Here is a 13,774-nt window from a genome sequence, read left to right as displayed (position 1 = left end):
CGTTGACCGCAACCGTTTCGAATGGGCCCGACACCGCTGACTCCGCGGTGGCAACCGGCGACGCCCGACAGCGAATCCTGCAGACGACGATGCGGTGCTTCGGCACGTACGGCTATGAAAAATCGTCGATGAAGCTGATCTCGGCCAAGGCCGGCGTTTCGCAGACCCTGCTGCACTATCACTTCGAGACGAAAGAAAAGCTTTTCCAGGCCGCGATCGACCACATGGCCAAGACGATGTTCTCCACCGCGTCGGCCCGACTGGCCGACCGGATATCGGTGCAGGACAGCCTGAACGAGGCGGCCGATCTGGTGTACGGCCTGTTCATCGACAACCTCGAAGCGGTCACGTTCATGGTCGAATTCGCCGCATCGGCCAACCACAATGAGTTCCTGCGGACCGCGTACGTCGACTACCGCGATACTCAGCGCCGGCGGATCGCCGAGCTACTGCGCACGATCGTTGGTGACGATGCGCCGCCACATTTGATCGACGAGACGGTGCACCTCGTGGAAATCGTGCTGCTGGGCATGTCGATGCAACGGCCGTTCATTTCCGACACTGAACGCTTCCGCGGCGATTTCGACACTTTCGCGCGGATGATCGCCACCCACATCACCCAGGGATTGAAGCCGAGGCGCCGATGACTGCGAACACCACCACCCAGGCAGTGCCGCCGATGGCCACGGACGCGGTGACCGGATCCGGTGCCAGACGAATCTTTCTGCGCCGCTACGACAACGACAACGCCGACTATGTTTTGGTGCTGGTGCATGGCACCGCCGGGAACAGCGAAGGTTACGACACGTTCGCCGAGCACATGCGGCGCAATTATCGCGCGGCGGTCTATTCGTTCGACCTCACTGGGCACGGTCGCACCGAAGGAAAGGCGGGTGTGTTCAGTTTCGAAGCCTTCCTCGAAGACACCAGGGCAGTAGCCGATTACGCCGCGCGGCGCACTTCCCTACCCGTCATCGTGCACGGCGCGAGCCAGGGCGGCGAAGTCGCATTCCACGCGCTAGACGCGTGCCCAGCCGTGGTGGGCGGTGTGTGTATGAACATCTTGCTCAACCACGAGGCGCCAATGAGCTTGGCGATCCGGCTGTTTCAGTCGCGCCCGGCGCGATTCGCGGCAGCGAGTATAGGGGATCGGTTACGAATCCCGCTGCGCCGGTTCATTGACTTCAAGGCCGCCTACCAAGAAGACCCCGGCTTACTGGAAGCGAAGAAAAAGGACCCGCTGTACGTCTGGTCGTATGGGTTGCGAAGCTATCACTCGGTCTTCAACTATGTCCCGCGACTGCCCGCCGCGGCCAACACGAAACCTGTCTTGATCACGTGTGGCGAGCACGATGAGATAGTCGGCGCCGAGCACTGCCGGGCATGCTTCGAGCGGATCGGCGGGACCAAAGACTTTTTCATGATGCCCGGCGGCGGCCACCAGCTCATGTTGTTCGACAGCAACGTCTACAGCCGAGTCATCGATTCGTGGATTCGGGAGCGTGTGCTCGGCGGAGCCCAATCATGGGAAGCGCCAATCGAACCCGAAGAGCGAAGGTACTTCGAGTTCCTCGACCACGAACGGGCCAACGACGCAGTCGGTGAGCCCGAGTACCGTTACTCGATCATCGATCGCGCGCTGATGCGGATCAGCAACGGGACGATCGAGCGCGGCGTCCGCTACTTCTCCAACGCCGATGTCAGCGCGCAGTGGCGTTTCACCGCGGAGCTTGTCAGCGAAATAGATTACACCGCATGGGATTTCCTACGCGACTATCTCCCGTCCACCGATGATCAACGCCCGACGATGGCCGTGGTCGGCTGCGGCGCCGGAGGGGCGATCGCGGGATTGCTGAAACGCTATCCAGAGCTGGGCGGGTGGGACATCGTCGGCGTCGACGTCGACTATAAATCGATCGACGCGGCCCGCAAGCGCTTCGCCGACCAGCCCGGGGTGAACTTCATCGTCGGCGATGTACGAAACCCGGATGTGTTGGCGGCCAGTCGGTTCGACCTGATTTACCTGCACGGAGTCTTCGACCATTGCACGGAACACCGCCGTCTGCTCGATAGCGTGTTCAGCGCGCTGAAGCCGGGCGGTCGAATGTTCTACGTCACACCAGATCGCAACCTGTTCACCTGGCTCTGCTTCGTCACGGTTGGGCCGCTGTACGTGTTCGGTCTGCACAAGCCCAACCACGACTTTCGGCGATTCCCCCGCCCGGCCGAGTTGAATACCATGCTCCAGCACGCCGGTTACGAGCTGCTGCCCATGCGAGGCCGCCCGACCACACCAGCCGTGGTCGGCCTCGAGTACAAGTCTGGGATGAATCCGTTCCCGGTCAAAAGGTCGGTGCGCTCTCGCGCCCTCGACGAGGAGATTTTCAAGCACACCAGCCCCAGGTGGTGGTTGCGGAACGGCTTCATCGGTGAGTATGTCGGAGCGGCGCAAAAACCGACCCGATGATATTTCGATTGCCGCGCCCGAAACTTCCTCAGCCGTGCACGTTTACTGGCGTTTGAGCGCAGGGCGTCATTAGGATGCTGCTACGCGGGCCGGGCGCCCGCACATAAAGGGGGACACGTATGGGTTGGGCACTGGCTCCGAAAGTCCGCGACGCGATGACGAGAGCGGCTGTGGCAGCGGCGTTGCTCGGGATCGCGACGGGTGCGGCAGTTCCAGCGAATGCCGCGCCCGGGTTTGCACGCCCACCCGGTGCGCCCATTCCGCTCGACGACCCCGATCCCAGCCTGCCCATCAACCCATCTGATCCCCGTTGCCTCGCGACGCCCGAGGTAGCCCAATGTCAGGGTGGACCGTATGCCCCAGCCGGTGCTCCCACCGGCCCGGCTGACATTGCATGCATCAGCCAGCCCGCCAACCCGGTGTGTGCGGGAGGTCCATACGCCCTGCCACCGGCCGCGCCGCCTGGGCCACCGCCGCCGTCGCTAGCCCCACCGCCGCCGGTGGATTCACCGCCACCGCTGGATCCGCCGCCGATAGCGCCGCCACCTAATGAACCGCCACCCGTGGCGCCACCGCCGATCGCACCGCCACCAATAGCACCGCCGCCGATGGAAGCTCCGCCGATGGAGCCGGCCATGCCGGTCGCACCCGCAATGCCGTCCGACCCCGGTATGGGCGGGACGCCCGGGCGCATATGACGGTGATCCATCAGCCGATCAGCACGGCATAGCGCGGTTTGATCACCTCGTCGATGATCGCCAGCCGCTCGTCGAACGGGATGAATGCCGACTTCATCGCGTTGATGGTGAAGCGCTCAAGGTCACTCCATCCGTAGCCGAAAGCCTGCACCAGTCGGTGCATTTCGCGGCTCATGAAGGTGTCACTCATCAGCCGGTTGTCGGTGTTTACGGTCACCCGGAAGCGGGCACGGGCCAGCAGATCGAACGGATGCTCGGCGATGCTCTTGACGGCACCGGTCTGCACGTTGGAGCTGGGACACAGCTCCAGCGGAATTCGCTTGTCCCGCAAGATTGATGCCTGCTGGCCCAGCCGGACTTTGCCGTCGTCTGACACCTCGATGTCATCGACGATGCGCACGCCGTGGCCCAGCCGGTCCGCACCGCAAAAGGCGATCGCCTCATGGATGGACGGCAGCCCGAAAGCCTCGCCGGCGTGAATGGTGAAGCGGGCGTTGTGGTCTCGCATGTACTCGAAGGCATCCAGGTGCCGTGTCGGCGGGTTGCCCGCCTCTGCACCTGCGATGTCGAACCCGACGACTCCCTTGTCCCGGAACCGGATCGCCAGCTCGGCGATCTCGCGGGACACCGCCGCGTGCCGCATCGCGGTGACCAACAGGCGCACCACGATCGGGCGCCCCGCCGCGGCGCATGCCTTCTCGCCATCGGCGAAGCCGGCCAGCACGGCGTCGACGATCGCGTCGAAGGACAGCCCGCGGTCGATGTGCAGCTCGGGCGCGAACCGGATCTCGGCGTAGACCACCGAGTCCTCGGCCAGATCCTCCACGCACTCGTAAGCGACCCGATGCAGCGCCTCGGGTGTCTGCATCACGGCTACGGTGTGCGAGAACGGTTCCAGGTAGCGCTCCAGCGAGCCGCTGTGCGAGCGGGTGCGAAACCACCTCGCCAGCTCGTCGACGTCGGTGGCGGGCAGCCCGTCGTAGCCGACCTGGCCGGCGATGTCCAGCACGGTCGACGGGCGCAGCCCGCCGTCCAGGTGGTCGTGCAACAGGGCCTTGGGGGCCCTTCTGATCTGCTCCAGCCCCAGCGGTGCGCTCATGCGGCGATCCGATCGATGATCAGCGGTCGCGGGTGCATCCCGGCCGCGTGGGCTTCGATGTTCCACCCACCGTCCAGTTCGGCGAGCGCGGCGCCGAAGCGCTCCGGGGTGTCGGTGTAGAGAGTGAACAACGGCTCACCGGCGGTGACCGCCTCGCCGGGGCGGCGGTGGATCCGGATACCGGCACCCGACTGCACCCGCTCGCCCGGACGGGACCTGCCCGCCCCGAGCCGCCATGCCCCCAGCCCCACTGCCATCGCGTCGATATGGCCCATTGTGCCGCCCCGCGGGGCGGTCACGGTCTCGGCATGCCGACCGATGGGCAACGGCACCGACAAGTCGCCACCCTGGGCCGCGATGAGCTGGCGGAACCGGTCCATCGCGGTACCGTCGCGCAGGGTGTCGGCGGGATCGCGGCCGTCGATCCCGGCCAGTTCGAGCATCTCGGAGGCCAGCCGCAGGGTCAGCTCGACGACATCAGGCGGTCCGCCCCCGGCCAGCACCTCGAGCGACTCGGCGACCTCGAGGGCATTGCCCACGCTCGCGCCGAGCGGGCGGTCCATGTCCGTCAGCAGCGCGCGGGTGGGCACCCCGTGCGCCGCGCCCAGTCCGACCATGACGTGCGCCAGTTCGCGGCACTGCCGCTCGGAGTCCAGCAACGCCCCGGAACCGACCTTGACGTCGAGCACCAACGCGCCGGCCCCCTCGGCCAGCTTCTTGCTCATCACCGAGCTGGCGATCAGCGGCAGCGACTCGACGGTGGCGGTGATGTCGCGCAGCGCGTAGAGCTTGGCGTCGGCCGGGGCGAGGTCCCCCGCGGCGAAGATGGCCGCGCCGACCTCGCGCAATTGGTCGCGCACGCGCTGATTGGACAGCTCGGCGGTGAACCCGGCGATGGATTCCAGCTTGTCCAGAGTGCCGCCGGTATGGCCGAGCCCGCGGCCCGAGGCCTGCGGCACCGCGGCCCCACAGGCGGCGACGACGGGCACCAGGGGCAGGGTGATCTTGTCCCCCACCCCACCGGTGGAGTGCTTGTCGACCGTTCGCAGGCCCAGGTCGCCGAACTCGAGCGTGTCGCCCGACGCCAGCATCGCCGCGGTCCACCGGGCGGTCTCGCCCCGGTCCATGCCGCGCAACAGGATCGCCATCAGCAGCGCCGCCATCTGTTCTTCCGCCACCTGGCCGTCGGTGTAGGCGCCGACGACCCAGTCGATGGCGGCGTCGGACAACCGGCCGCCGTCGCGCTTGGTCCTGATCACGGTGGGCGCGTCGAACGCGGGGCGCATCAGCCGCGCCCGGCTTCCAGATCGTCGGGGCCGAAGGCTTCCGGTAGCAGGTCGCCGAGGCGGCGCGGCCCACCTGGATGGTCGATCAGCAGCTCGGGCCCACCGTGTTCGGCCAGCACCTGGCGGCACCGGCCGCACGGCATCAGCGGCGAGCCCCGCCCGTCCACGCACGCCAGCGCCAGCAGCCGGCCGCCGCCCGTGGAATGCAGGGCGCACACCACGGCGCATTCGGCGCAGAGACCAAGGCCATATGAGACGTTCTCCACATTGCACCCGGTGACCACCCGGCCGTCGTCGACCAGCGCGGCCGCCCCGACCCGAAAGCGCGAATACGGGGCATAGGCACCCGCAGCAACATCAATTGCCTTGTCCCGCAATGTCTTCCAGTCGATCTCAGGCATACGAAACCCCGCTCACCCATCGCCGATTCCGACAGTCACCCTAGCCGCAAAACGGCATTTCGCTCGACGGACATTGGCGCAAGCCACACCGTGTGCGAGCTAAGCTCAAGTGCCCGGCGTGACTGACGTTGGAGTCGGAAGAAGGCGGTGAGGACTGGGGTGACTACGCAACCGACAACCGCGGATCAGGCGGCACCGGGATCGGCTCCCTCGCGCAAACGCAGGCCACCACGGACGCTGTACCGGGGCGACCCGGGCATGTGGTCGTGGGTGCTGCACCGGATCAGCGGCGCAACGATCTTCTTTTTCCTGTTCGTCCACGTTTTGGACGCCGCGATGCTGCGGGTGAGCCCACAGACCTACAACGCCGTGATCCACGACTATCAGATGCCCATCGTCGGCCTGATGGAATACGGCCTGGTCGCCGCGGTGCTCTTCCATGGGCTGAACGGGATCCGGGTGATCCTGATCGACTTCTGGTCAGAAGGCCCGCGCCACCAGCGCCTGATGTTCTGGATCGTCGGCATCGTATTTCTGCTGCTCATGGTGCCGGCCGGCGTGGTGACGGTCATCCATATGGTGGAGCACTTCCGATGAGCACTCGGGACCTTCAAGCGGGCAGCCAATCCCGCAGGGGCGACCTCGCCCCGGTCAAACAGCGCCTTTACGACCGCCCCGCCAGCCTGGACAACCCGCGTTCGCCGCGGCGCCGGGCCGGCATCCCCAATTTCGAGAAGTTCGCCTGGCTGTTCATGCGGTTCTCCGGGATCGCGCTGTTCGTGCTGGCGATCGGCCACCTGTTCATCATGCTGATGTGGGATGACGGCGTTTACCGCATCGACTTCAATTACGTGGCACAGCGCTGGGCGTCGCCGTTCTGGCAGTTCTGGGACTTGGCGCTGCTGTGGCTGGCGCAACTGCACGGCGGCAACGGCCTGCGCACCATCATCGACGACTACAGCCGCAAGGACAGCACCCGGTTCTGGCTCAACAGCGTGCTGCTGTTGTCCATGGGCTTCACGTTGGTGCTGGGCACCTACGTGCTGATGACGTTCGACCCGAATATCGGAGGCTGACCTGTGATCTCGCAACACCGGTACGACGTGGTGATCGTCGGCGCGGGGGGTGCCGGCATGCGGGCCGCCGTGGAAGCCGGACCGCGGGTGCGCACCGCGGTGCTGACCAAGCTCTACCCCACCCGCAGTCACACCGGCGCCGCCCAGGGCGGCATGTGTGCCGCGCTGGCCAACGTCGAAGAGGACAACTGGGAATGGCACACGTTCGACACCGTCAAGGGCGGCGACTACCTCGCCGACCAGGATGCCGTGGAGATCATGTGCAAGGAAGCCATCGACGCGGTGCTCGACCTGGAGAAGATGGGGATGCCGTTCAACCGCACCCCCGAAGGCCGCATCGACCAGCGCCGCTTCGGCGGGCACACTCGCGACCACGGCAAGGCGCCGGTGCGCCGGGCGTGCTACGCCGCGGACCGCACCGGCCACATGATCCTGCAGACCCTCTACCAGAACTGCGTCAAGCACGACGTGCAGTTCTTCAACGAGTTCTACGCACTCGACCTGGTGCTCACCCAGACCCCGAGCGGTCCGGTGGCCACCGGCGTGGTCGCCTACGAGCTGGCGACAGGCGAGATCCACGTGTTCCACGCCAAGGCGGTGGTGCTCGCCACCGGCGGTTCGGGCCGAATGTACAAGACCACCTCCAACGCGCACACGCTGACCGGCGACGGCATCGGCATCGTCTTCCGCAAGGGACTTCCGTTGGAGGACATGGAGTTTCACCAGTTCCACCCGACCGGACTGGCGGGCCTGGGCATTTTGATCTCCGAGGCGGTGCGCGGGGAGGGGGGCCGGCTGCTCAACGCCGACGGCGAGCGCTTCATGGAGCGCTACGCCCCGACGATCGTCGACCTGGCGCCCCGCGACATCGTCGCCCGCTCTATGGTCCTCGAGGTGCTGGAGGGGCGCGGCGCGGGCCCCAACAAGGACTACGTCTACATCGATGTGCGCCACCTCGGTGAGGACGTGCTGGAGGCCAAGCTGCCCGACATCACCGAGTTCGCACGCACCTATTTGGGCGTGGACCCGGTGCACGAGTTGGTCCCCGTCTACCCGACCTGCCACTACGTGATGGGCGGCATCCCCACCACCGTCACCGGACAGGTGTTGCGGGACAACACTTCTACGGTGCCGGGGCTGTACGCCGCCGGCGAGTGCGCGTGCGTGTCGGTGCACGGCGCCAACCGGCTGGGCACCAATTCGCTGCTGGACATCAACGTGTTCGGCCGCCGGGCCGGCATCGCCGCGGCGAATTACGCTCGCGGGCATGACTTCGTCGACATGCCGCCGAACCCGGAGTCGATGGTGGTCGGCTGGGTGGCCGACATCTTGAGCGAGCACGGCAATGAGCGCGTCGCCGACATCCGCATCGCGCTGCAGCAGTCGATGGACAACAACGCCGCGGTGTTCCGCACCGAGGAGACACTCAAGCAGGCGCTGACCGACATCCACGCGCTTAAGGAGCGGTACGCACGAATCAGCGTGCACGACAAGGGGAAACGATTCAACAGCGACCTGCTGGAGGCCATCGAGCTCGGCTTCCTGCTGGAACTCGCCGAGGTGACCGTGGTCGGCGCCCTGAATCGCAAGGAATCTCGCGGCGGGCACGCCCGCGAGGACTACCCCAACCGCGACGACGTCAATTTCATGCGCCACACCATGGCCTACAAGGAAATTGGGGCCGATAGGCGGGGCAGCGACCTGCTGAGCGACATCGCGCTGGACTTCAAACCCGTGGTGCAGACGCGCTACGAACCCAAAGAACGGAAGTACTGATGGCCGAGAGCGTCGGAACCGAAGAGGAAGCCGAGGTCGACACCAGCCTGCAGCCGCCGCTGCCGGCGATTCCCGACGGGGCGGTGATGGTGACCGTCAAGATCGCGCGGTTCAACCCCGACCAACCCGACGCCTTTGCGGAAACCGGTGGCTGGCAGAGCTTTCGGGTGCCTTGCCTGCCCAGCGACCGGATGCTCAACCTACTGATCTACATCAAGAGCTACCTGGACGGGACGCTGACCTTCCGGCGCTCGTGCGCACACGGAGTGTGCGGCTCGGACGCCATGCGCATCAATGGCGTCAACCGGCTGGCCTGCAAGGTGCTCATGCGCGACCTGCTGCCTAAAAAGCCGGGCAAGGCGCTGACCATCACGGTCGAGCCGATCCGTGGGCTGCCGGTGGAGAAGGACCTGGTGGTCGACATGGAACCGTTCTTCGACGCCTACCGGGCGGTAAAGCCGTACCTGGTCACGACCGGCAACCCGCCGACCCGCGAACGCATTCAGAGCCCGATCGACCGGGCCCGCTACGACGACACCACCAAGTGCATCCTGTGCGCGGCGTGCACCACCAGTTGCCCGATCTTCTGGCATGAGGGCAGTTACTACGGCCCGGCGGCGATCGTCAACGCGCATCGTTTCATCTTCGACAGCCGCGACGAGGCAGCCGCCGAGCGCCTGGACATTCTCAACGAGGTCGACGGCGTCTGGCGGTGTCGCACCACGTTCAACTGCACAGAGGCATGCCCGCGCGGCATCGAGATCACCAAGGCGATCCAAGAGGTCAAGCGCGCGATCATGTTCTCTCGCTAGCCACTTGTTCGGTCGGCTGCCCTGCTACGTCACATCCGTCACGGGAGCCGCTGTCCGCAAGCATTAGGCCTTTCTCGAATGCGCTAGCAGATCTGCTAGCGCTTTTGAAATTCACAACTTGTTCGCGAGGCCCGTCACACTTCGCGACGCTGCCTCGTCTGAGGGGTATGACACAGAAAACCCGCATCGAGCCCGTGGCGCCCAAGCGCGCCGGATTGCTGTCCCGGGCCATGTACCGGATCGCCAAGCGGCGCTATGGCCAAGTTCCCGAACCCTTCACCGTCACCGCGCACCATCGCGGGCTGATGATCGCCGGCGCCGTGCACGAGACCATGCTGGACCGGGCGTCGAAGACGCTGCCGGTCAGTGTGCGCGAGCTCGCGGTGTTCTGGACCGCCCGCACGGTCGGCTGCTCGTGGTGTGTCGACTTCGGATCCATGCTGCAGCGCCTGGACGGCCTGGACATCCAGCGCCTGAAGGAGATCGACAACTACGCCACCTCAGCGGCATTCAGCGACGACGAGCGCGCCGCCATCGCCTACGCCGACGCGATGACCACCGATCCGCACACCGTCACCGACGAGCAGGTCGCCGATTTGCGCGCCCGCTTCGGTGATGCCGGGGTGATCGAGCTGACCTATCAGATCGGGGTGGAGAACATGCGGGCGCGGATGAACACCGCACTGGGCATCACCGAGCAGGGCTTCAATTCCGGTGACGCCTGCCGCGTTCCCTGGGCAACCGAGCTCAGCCGGAAAGGCGAAACCGCAGCGCAGCGCTAAAGTGGCTTATGCGCGTCTGGGAGCGGGAACCGGGCCGGCTGATGGTCACCGGGGCCTTCTCCGACCTCGCGCTGCACCACCACCCCGCGGTACAGATCACCGTCGGCGGGCATGGTCCGCTGGCGGTGGCCGGCGACGGCGATGCGCACCACACGTGCCGGCTGGTCGTGATCGCCAGCGGAGCGCGCCATGCGGTGCGATCCGATCGCGAATCCGAGGCGCTGACGCTGTACCTCGGACTGCAGACACCGCAGGGCAGCGCGCTGAACGCGTTGGCGCGCAACCACGATCGAGTTCGAGGTATCTGGATACCCGATGACGGGGCGCACCTGGCCGAGGCCACCGCCGCGGTGCTGGCCGAAGACGGCCCGGACGCCGCGGCCGGCTTCCTCGTCGCCAGTCTCTGCGGGACACAGGACGGACCGCGACCCGTTCATCCGCAGCTACGGCAGGCGATCGAAGTCGTCGCGAGCCGCGTACCCGAGCGCATCGACGTGGCGTCAGTCGCCGGGGCCGTCGCGCTGTCGCCCGACTACCTCGGACGGCTGTGCAAACAGCAGACCGGCGTCTCGCTCTCGGCCGCCATCCGCTGGCAGCGGCTGGTCGCCGCCATCGGCTATCTGCTCGACGGTCGCTCCGTCACCGACGCCGCTCACCTGGCCGGGTTCGCCGACGGGTCACACGCCAACCGGGTGTGCTGGGAGATGACCGGGGCCACTCCGAGCGAACTCGCCGAAGCCGTCAAAAGGCCGTGATCTGACGGATCCATACAAGCGCTCGGCCGGGAAACTGCCGCAAGCTTGAGGCATGCCTGTGATGTCACGGTCCGAACGGGCCTTTTGCTGCGGCGCCCTGTGGCGCTCGTCGTCCGCAACTGTCGCCCGCGCGCTTCAAGCCCAACGACTGGGCCGCGACGTTCTGGAAATCGGTGCGGGCAGCGGATCCGTCGCCCGGCAAGTGCTCTCAAGCAATGCCGAACTTGCCTGGACCGCAATAGATATCGATCCACACATGACGCAAGCGGCCGCCACTGCACTGAGCGCCTTCCCCCACGCGTGCGCGATAACCGCTGATGCCACCGCGATGCCGTTCACCGACGAGTCCTTCGATGCCGTGGTCAGCTGCCTGATGCTGCATCACATCATCGACTGGGAGCGCACGGTCGCCGAGGTGGCGCGGGTGTTGCGGCCGGGTGGCACCTTCGTCGGCTACGACCTGGTTCGCACCCCGCTGGCCGGCCTGTTCCACCGGCTGGACGGGTCCCCGCATCGCCTGCTGGTTCCAGCGGAGTTCGACGCCGAATGTGCGCGACATGGGCTGGCCGCCAGCACGCAGTCCAGCCTGCTCGGGCACGTCATGCGCTTCGTCGCGCACAAGAACCAAGTCGCGGATTAGAGGGAAAGCTGATGTCTACGTTGAGTATTCGCGCGAAGGCGGCGGTGGTCCGCACGGTGTTCGCCGCGCCCGGCCCCCTCCGCCGGATGCTGGCAGGTCCGCCGCTGCGCATCGACGGCCAGGAAATGACGCTCGACGCGCAACTGGTCATCCGGCTCAAGAACCGCTCCGGCTCCGACGTTTTCGACGGTCCCGTCCTGCAGGCCCGGGCACGATACGACGAGCTGCCCAACCTGATCGGCTACCGATCATCGGTGCCCATCGCCACCCGAGAGATCACCATTGCGGCCGAGTCCGCAGCCATTGCCGCCACCCTCTACAGCCCCGAGCACGTGCCCGCGCCGTCGGGCCTGCTGGTGTATTTCCACGGTGGCGGCTTCTCGGTGGGATCGCGGTTCAGCCACGACCCGGTCGCCCGCTACCTGGCCGGTCACGCCGGTGTGCGGGTGCTGTCGGTCGAATACCGGCGCGCCCCCGAGCACCAATTCCCCACCGCGGCAAACGATGCGCTCGCCGCGTTCGAATACGCCCACGGCCACGCCGCCGAGCTGGGTGCGGATCCTGACCGCATCGGCGTAGGAGGCGACAGCGCCGGCGGCAATCTCGCCGCCGTGACCGCGCAGCAAGCCGTGCGGTGCGGCGGCGGGGTACCGGTGTTTCAGCTGCTGATGTATCCCGTGACCGACCTCAGCACGCGCCGGCCGTCGCGCGACCTGTTCGCCGAAGGGTCGACCTTCACCGCCCGCAACATCGATTGGGTGATGGCCAACTACATCCCCGCCGGAACCGATCCGGCAGACCCGCGCCTGTCACCGCAGCACGGGGATGTCACCGGCGTGCCGCCCGCCTACGTCGCCAGCGCGGGTTTTGACCCGGTGCGCGATGACGGGGAAGCGTATGCGGACAAATTGCGCGCCGCCGCAATCCCGGTGGCACAGACCCGCCAGGCGGACCTGCCGCACGGATACCTCAACTTCGTCGGCCTCGGAGGCCGTTTCGCCGAGGCCGCGAGCGAGGCGGCCGGGGCGCTGCGGCTCGGGCTCGCCGCGAATGCCGGGTCAGCTTCGCAGCGGGGAGCCGGTGAATTTGTCAGGGTTGGCGACATCCCATAAGGCGCAAACCTTTCCGTCGCGCACCGTCGCCGCCATGATCCGCGGCATCATCTCGCGATACCCGTCACTGGCGGGACAGCCGGGCGTGTAACCACCCAGCTCGCCGTTGACCAGCCCCAGCTGATACGAGGTGAACATCGCCGGGCCGTAGCGCTGGGCCAGGCCGAAGAAGAACCTGGCCACTTTCTCCGCGCCGTGGATGACGTTGATTGCCGTGGGCGCCTTGCCATTCGCATCACCGGTCAGGATCACGTCGGGATGCAGCAACGCCACCACGGCTTCCAGATCGCCGGATGCCATGGCGGCCAGTAACTTCCCGACCACCTCGTTGTGCGCCGGATCGGGTTTGGGTGGAGGCTCGGCCGCGACGGCCTTCCGGGCCCGCGACGCCAGCTGCCGTGCGGCGGCCTCATTGGTTCCCAGCACCTGCGCCACCTCCGCGAACGGCACGGAGAACCCGTCGTGCAATACGAAGGCGACCCGCTGATCGGGTGACAGCCGCTCGAGCACCACCATCGCCGCGAACCGTGCGTCCTGGCCGGCCACCACCGCGGACAGCGGATCGGCCGCGTCGAATCCGGTGACCACCGGCTCGGGCAGCCAGTTGCCGGTGTAGGTCTCGCGCCGATGCGCGGCCGAACGCAACCTGTCCAGGCCCAGCCTGCTCACCACCGTGGTCAGCCAGGCCCGTAGGTCGGTGATCTGTGTTCCCTTTTCGGGATCCTGCCGATGCCAGCGCAGCCAGGCGTCCTGAACGATGTCCTCGGCATCGGCCACCGTGCCCGTGAGCCGGTAGGCAACCGACATGAGATGGGGCCGTAGCGACTCAAACTCGCTGACCTGCTGCGCTGAGGTCATGTCGTCGAGCCT

General features: G+C 66.6%; 13 protein-coding genes and 1 pseudogene. 10 read left to right on the top strand and 4 right to left on the bottom strand.

Annotation, left to right across the window (positions count from 1 at the left end; translation table 11 throughout):
* The first annotated feature begins 2 nt into the window (after positions 1–2).
* Together AC5Y4F_RS07315 and AC5Y4F_RS07310 are read left to right on the top strand one after the other, a co-directional pair.
* Positions 3–647, top strand: a complete 645-nt coding sequence (locus AC5Y4F_RS07315) for a TetR/AcrR family transcriptional regulator (protein ID WP_067929969.1) — start codon at positions 3–5, stop codon at positions 645–647.
* Positions 644–2,467 (top strand): alpha/beta fold hydrolase, encoded by a 1,824-nt coding sequence (locus AC5Y4F_RS07310; RefSeq protein WP_499995835.1) that lies wholly within the window; start codon positions 644–646, stop codon positions 2,465–2,467. The genes AC5Y4F_RS07315 and AC5Y4F_RS07310 overlap by 4 nt, the downstream gene beginning before the upstream one ends.
* Before the next feature lie 708 nt (positions 2,468–3,175).
* Here the strand turns inward: AC5Y4F_RS07310 and AC5Y4F_RS07305 are convergent.
* The 3 genes from AC5Y4F_RS07305 to AC5Y4F_RS07295 are packed head-to-tail and all read right to left on the bottom strand — an operon-like array spanning position 3,176 to position 5,951.
* A complete protein-coding gene (locus tag AC5Y4F_RS07305; protein WP_067929965.1) occupies positions 3,176–4,264 on the bottom strand; it encodes an adenosine deaminase in 1,089 nt (362 codons plus the stop codon).
* Positions 4,261–5,550 (bottom strand): thymidine phosphorylase, encoded by a 1,290-nt coding sequence (locus tag AC5Y4F_RS07300; RefSeq protein ID WP_499995833.1) that lies wholly within the window; start codon positions 5,548–5,550, stop codon positions 4,261–4,263. Before AC5Y4F_RS07300 ends, AC5Y4F_RS07305 begins: the two co-directional genes overlap by 4 nt.
* A complete protein-coding gene (locus AC5Y4F_RS07295) occupies positions 5,550–5,951 on the bottom strand; it encodes a cytidine deaminase (protein WP_067929960.1) in 402 nt (133 codons plus the stop codon). Before AC5Y4F_RS07295 ends, AC5Y4F_RS07300 begins: the two co-directional genes overlap by 1 nt.
* A 258-nt stretch (positions 5,952–6,209) precedes the next feature.
* Here AC5Y4F_RS07295 and sdhC point away from each other — a divergent pair, with 258 nt between their 5' ends.
* The 8 genes and pseudogenes from sdhC to AC5Y4F_RS07255 all read left to right on the top strand — a co-directional run bounded on the left by sdhC (position 6,210) and on the right by AC5Y4F_RS07255 (position 12,904).
* Positions 6,210–6,548, top strand: a complete 339-nt coding sequence (gene sdhC, locus AC5Y4F_RS07290; RefSeq protein WP_067929958.1) for a succinate dehydrogenase, cytochrome b556 subunit — start codon at positions 6,210–6,212, stop codon at positions 6,546–6,548.
* Positions 6,545–7,027 carry a succinate dehydrogenase hydrophobic membrane anchor subunit gene (locus AC5Y4F_RS07285; RefSeq protein WP_499995831.1) on the top strand — a complete coding sequence of 161 codons (483 nt, stop codon included), beginning with the start codon at positions 6,545–6,547 and terminating at the stop codon, positions 7,025–7,027. The genes sdhC and AC5Y4F_RS07285 overlap by 4 nt, the downstream gene beginning before the upstream one ends.
* A 3-nt stretch (positions 7,028–7,030) precedes the next feature.
* Positions 7,031–8,803 carry a succinate dehydrogenase flavoprotein subunit gene (gene sdhA / locus AC5Y4F_RS07280; RefSeq protein ID WP_499995830.1) on the top strand — a complete coding sequence of 591 codons (1,773 nt, stop codon included), beginning with the start codon at positions 7,031–7,033 and terminating at the stop codon, positions 8,801–8,803.
* Complete coding sequence (locus tag AC5Y4F_RS07275) at positions 8,803–9,615, top strand: succinate dehydrogenase iron-sulfur subunit (protein WP_067929952.1); 813 nt, start codon at positions 8,803–8,805, stop codon at positions 9,613–9,615. Before sdhA ends, AC5Y4F_RS07275 begins: the two co-directional genes overlap by 1 nt.
* 134 nt (positions 9,616–9,749) lie before the next feature.
* Positions 9,750–10,397, top strand: a pseudogene (locus AC5Y4F_RS07270) (carboxymuconolactone decarboxylase family protein); the annotation flags it as partial.
* Positions 10,398–10,405: 8 nt separating this feature from the next.
* The gene (locus AC5Y4F_RS07265) at positions 10,406–11,152 is read left to right on the top strand and encodes a helix-turn-helix transcriptional regulator (protein WP_067929948.1); all 747 of its coding nucleotides are present in this window, start codon (positions 10,406–10,408) and stop codon (positions 11,150–11,152) included.
* A 52-nt stretch (positions 11,153–11,204) separates the two neighbouring features.
* The gene (locus AC5Y4F_RS07260; RefSeq protein ID WP_067929946.1) at positions 11,205–11,792 is read left to right on the top strand and encodes a class I SAM-dependent methyltransferase; all 588 of its coding nucleotides are present in this window, start codon (positions 11,205–11,207) and stop codon (positions 11,790–11,792) included.
* Between the two features lie 11 nt (positions 11,793–11,803).
* The gene (locus AC5Y4F_RS07255; protein ID WP_499995828.1) at positions 11,804–12,904 is read left to right on the top strand and encodes an alpha/beta hydrolase; all 1,101 of its coding nucleotides are present in this window, start codon (positions 11,804–11,806) and stop codon (positions 12,902–12,904) included.
* Here the strand turns inward: AC5Y4F_RS07255 and AC5Y4F_RS07250 are convergent.
* A complete protein-coding gene (locus AC5Y4F_RS07250) occupies positions 12,851–13,762 on the bottom strand; it encodes a sigma-70 family RNA polymerase sigma factor (protein WP_499996372.1) in 912 nt (303 codons plus the stop codon). The two genes, AC5Y4F_RS07255 and AC5Y4F_RS07250, sit on opposite strands and share 54 nt — an antisense overlap.
* Between the last annotated feature and the right edge of the window lie 12 nt (positions 13,763–13,774).

The sequence above is a fragment of the Mycobacterium sp. NGS56 genome (assembly GCF_059812425.1).
This window is presented reverse-complemented; position numbering and strand designations above follow the sequence as displayed.

Coding starts and splice junctions, on each gene's coding strand:
- AC5Y4F_RS07275 (WP_067929952.1), top strand. CDS start 8,803: ATGGCCGAGAGCGTCGGAACCGAAGAGGAAGCCGAGGTCGACACCAGC.
- AC5Y4F_RS07305 (WP_067929965.1), bottom strand. CDS start 4,264: ATGAGCGCACCGCTGGGGCTGGAGCAGATCAGAAGGGCCCCCAAGGCC.
- AC5Y4F_RS07295 (WP_067929960.1), bottom strand. CDS start 5,951: ATGCCTGAGATCGACTGGAAGACATTGCGGGACAAGGCAATTGATGTT.
- AC5Y4F_RS07310 (WP_499995835.1), top strand. CDS start 644: ATGACTGCGAACACCACCACCCAGGCAGTGCCGCCGATGGCCACGGAC.
- AC5Y4F_RS07300 (WP_499995833.1), bottom strand. CDS start 5,550: ATGCGCCCCGCGTTCGACGCGCCCACCGTGATCAGGACCAAGCGCGAC.
- AC5Y4F_RS07265 (WP_067929948.1), top strand. CDS start 10,406: ATGCGCGTCTGGGAGCGGGAACCGGGCCGGCTGATGGTCACCGGGGCC.
- sdhC (WP_067929958.1), top strand. CDS start 6,210: ATGTGGTCGTGGGTGCTGCACCGGATCAGCGGCGCAACGATCTTCTTT.
- AC5Y4F_RS07260 (WP_067929946.1), top strand. CDS start 11,205: ATGCCTGTGATGTCACGGTCCGAACGGGCCTTTTGCTGCGGCGCCCTG.
- AC5Y4F_RS07250 (WP_499996372.1), bottom strand. CDS start 13,762: ATGACCTCAGCGCAGCAGGTCAGCGAGTTTGAGTCGCTACGGCCCCAT.
- AC5Y4F_RS07285 (WP_499995831.1), top strand. CDS start 6,545: ATGAGCACTCGGGACCTTCAAGCGGGCAGCCAATCCCGCAGGGGCGAC.
- AC5Y4F_RS07255 (WP_499995828.1), top strand. CDS start 11,804: ATGTCTACGTTGAGTATTCGCGCGAAGGCGGCGGTGGTCCGCACGGTG.